General features: G+C 27.3%; 4 protein-coding genes. All 4 read left to right on the forward strand.

Going from position 1 to position 3,303, the window contains the following annotated elements; all coding sequences use genetic code 11:
* Positions 1-762 (forward strand): hypothetical protein (locus ABDV69_RS20765; RefSeq protein WP_343577677.1); only part of this gene is annotated, 762 nt, incomplete at its 5' end.
* Between the two features lie 43 nt (positions 763-805).
* Positions 806-1,528: a hypothetical protein gene (locus ABDV69_RS20770; RefSeq protein ID WP_343577679.1), complete on the forward strand. Its 723-nt coding sequence runs from the start codon at positions 806-808 to the stop codon at positions 1,526-1,528.
* Between the two features lie 37 nt (positions 1,529-1,565).
* On the forward strand, positions 1,566-2,807 hold the full coding sequence (locus ABDV69_RS20775) for a hypothetical protein (protein ID WP_343577681.1): 1,242 nt from the start codon (positions 1,566-1,568) through the stop codon (positions 2,805-2,807).
* A 5-nt stretch (positions 2,808-2,812) separates the two neighbouring features.
* Positions 2,813-3,217 carry a hypothetical protein gene (locus tag ABDV69_RS20780; protein ID WP_343577682.1) on the forward strand — a complete coding sequence of 135 codons (405 nt, stop codon included), beginning with the start codon at positions 2,813-2,815 and terminating at the stop codon, positions 3,215-3,217.
* Positions 3,218-3,303: the final 86 nt, after the last annotated feature.

Raw genomic sequence — 3,303 nt, forward strand, 5'->3', positions numbered from 1 at the left:
ATGAACAATACTGAAAAAATAGGAATAGGTGTAGGAATTACGTCCTTATTTGCATTAACAGGATATGGTATATACAAAGCAATTTCGGGTATTAGTCTTCCTAATCCAAATGCCGGCTGTCACGGAAGTACTACGTGTATAAATGAATTAAAAGGATGCCAACAGCAAATGAGTGCATTAGAAAGCGAATATGTAACTCTTTTTCAGAAATATATACAAAGTGATAATGCAGAAAATGTAGCCATGAGTACAACACAAATAAACAATTTAAATGATATATTAAATCAAGAAAAAGATGTTATAGATAAGTGTATGACGCCTATCATAAAGAAGTATAGTATGAATTTTCAAGATGTAGTATCAGCTATTCTTGAAATTGCTGTTGCAGGAGTTGTTTCTGAAACAGTATATAGACTATTGAAAAATAAATATTGGAAAGGTAAGAAAGGTAAAAAGCCACCACAAACACCATATGATAATGGTAATGCTGTAGCATCTGCTATACTTAATGATATGGTAGATAAAAACGAAATTAACAGCGCTTGGGTAAACAGTGGAAACGGATTAAATACAATAACTACCTTTGCTAATTCACAAACATATAATGTAAATAATATATATGCAAAATTTATAAGTGGACTTATAGACGCAGGAATAATAGGTATAACGGCTTTAGGTGTTTATGCTATTATAGCAGCTGCTCTTACTATAATAGGAACTAATGTACTTGCACTTGCTCCTATAATAGCTATAGCAGCATAATAAATATATAATATATTTTTATTCATTAAAGTGATATTATATTATGAACATTGATGAAATAAACGAATTAGTAGATGCATATAATTCAGGAAAAATATCTGATAAGTTATTTTTATTTTCTATAGAAAATTTATATAATAGTTTGTCAAACACAGATAATTTAGAGATTTTACACGAAATATTAATGCAAAAAATAAATAAAAAATTTTATAAAGATATTCAAGACTATTATAATAAAGCATTTGAAAAATTAAATTCTAAATTTAGTGTAAAAATAGAAAATCTAAAAGATAATAATTCTTTTTCTACTAACGAAAAAGACGATGTAGAAGACTTTGATAAATATCTTATACAGCCATATAATAAAATAGATAATTATATAGCAGAAGGAGTTGATTATAAAAACGCTTCTAAATATTTTCATAAATTCAGTTTACAATTTATAGATGAAGAGGTAGTTTGGAAACTAAAACCTAATTGTACTTATGTTCCAGCAGATAAACTAACGTTAGAACTATCTCCACGCAATTCTGGAACAAGTGCTTTAGACTATTTTCCTTATATAAAGAATGGAAAAATAGTATATTTTGCTAAAAATAAATTTCATTATAATTATGCAAATGATATATATACAGAAATAATTAATAATAATAGTAATACAACTATAATAATTCATTTTACACGCAATGGCAATGGTTATATGTATACAAGCCGCTGGCAATATGACGGTATTAATATTTTTCCAGTTAAATATGAAATCTTATGATATAAGGTATATTTATACTCTTAAATAATATCATATTATGTCAGAAAAAATAGATAAGTCAACTATAGAAAACATTTTAGGAAAAATAGTAAAACCTAAAGAAAATGACAATGATAAATTATATGAACTTTTAAATAACATGCAGTCTAAAGGTAGTGATAATAACAGTTTCTTATCTATGCTTCCACTATTTTTAAATTCTAAAGGAAACGGTGGAATAGATAGATTATATGACTTAATTGCCTTGCAAAGTGCTATGAACATGATGAAACCACCTGAAAAAAATAATAAAGAAGACATCCTTGAAAGAGAAATAAGAGAAATGAAAGAAGAATTTAAAAACGAATTAAGAGAACTGAAAGAAACAAAAAATAATAATAATTCTGATACTAATTCAGAAATACTGAAAGTACTGCTTCAGTCACTGATAGGCAACAGTGGAAAAAATGATAATGAACTATTAAAAATATTAATACCCGTGTTAAAATCTGACAACAAAGACCCGATAGATATTCTTAAAAACTATGCAGAATTAATAAGCGGCAATAATGATAAAGTAGATAAACTTAAAGATGAAATGCATCAGAGAGAACTTGAAAAATTAAAAGAGCATAATGAAGAAACACAGAAAATGTTAACTGAAGTAGTACGGAAAATAAATGAAAATAAAGGAGATGCTGAATGGATGGAAAAATTGCAACAGTCTACAGAAACTCTAAATAAATTTTCCGAAATGACAAAGAAGATGGGTCTTATGCCAGCACCATCAGAAAAAGGCAAGGTAGACCTTAAATACATCCTTGACACGGTTTCAAACATAGTTAGCAATACAGTTCCAGCACTAAAGCCACCAGAGAGAAATAATCTATGGGATGTTGATAGAGAAGCAGAAAGGCTTTATAACAGGTATAAAGATGATATAGTAGATACTAACAATAAGCCCATTACTAAAGAATTTGTAAAACAGGCATTGATACAAAATCCTAAACTTGATGAACAGTGGGATGCAATGATTAAAGCAAGAGATTATGAATTAAATAAAACTCAAAAAACATTTGATGATATACCTTCCGAAGAAACTCTTGAAGACGATGTTGAAGAAAATAACGATGAAGAAGAGGAAAATATCATCGATGAAAATGAAACTACCTTCTTAACTGATGTAAAAGAGGAAGCAAAAAGAGAGGTAAAAGAAGAAAAAATACCACCAAAACAGCCTGAAGAAAAGAAAGAAAAAAAGGAACTCAAAGGTAATTTTACAGCCGGTATAAAAATGTGATGTAAATGGATATTATAGATACAATAATACCATTATTTGCTTCCGAAATAAATAAATATAATAAAGAAGAGATGAGATATGCCGTAAAATATAATATTGACGTATCATATGGTGTATTATCAAGAATTAAAGACTATGAAGAAACCTATAAAATAATAAAGCCTTTAATACGGGTATACTGGGGTCAATTAAAATATCTTTTTGACAATCCAAAACCCATTATTAATTACATAAAAGAAGCAAATCCGGCTCTTTTTGAAATTAATGGCTCTACAACATATGTCACCGAACAAATACAAAAATCTGGATATCTATTATATGATTATATTACTTCTAATACTAAAACAAAAGTACAAGTAAAATTGAAGAAAAAAGAAACAAAATATAAAAATAAAAAAAATAAGGATTAAAATTGCAGCGTGTAATATATTTATATGAGTTTTTCTTTAAATGATATCATCAAAATATTAAATGAAATAAATAATAGTATTCGTAA

Origin of the sequence: Mycobacterium sp. (assembly GCF_039583785.1) — a bacterium.
Classification (GTDB): Bacteria; Actinomycetota; Actinomycetes; order Mycobacteriales; family Mycobacteriaceae; genus Mycobacterium.

Coding starts and splice junctions, on each gene's coding strand:
- ABDV69_RS20770 (WP_343577679.1), top strand. CDS start 806: ATGAACATTGATGAAATAAACGAATTAGTAGATGCATATAATTCAGGA.
- ABDV69_RS20775 (WP_343577681.1), top strand. CDS start 1,566: ATGTCAGAAAAAATAGATAAGTCAACTATAGAAAACATTTTAGGAAAA.
- ABDV69_RS20780 (WP_343577682.1), top strand. CDS start 2,813: ATGGATATTATAGATACAATAATACCATTATTTGCTTCCGAAATAAAT.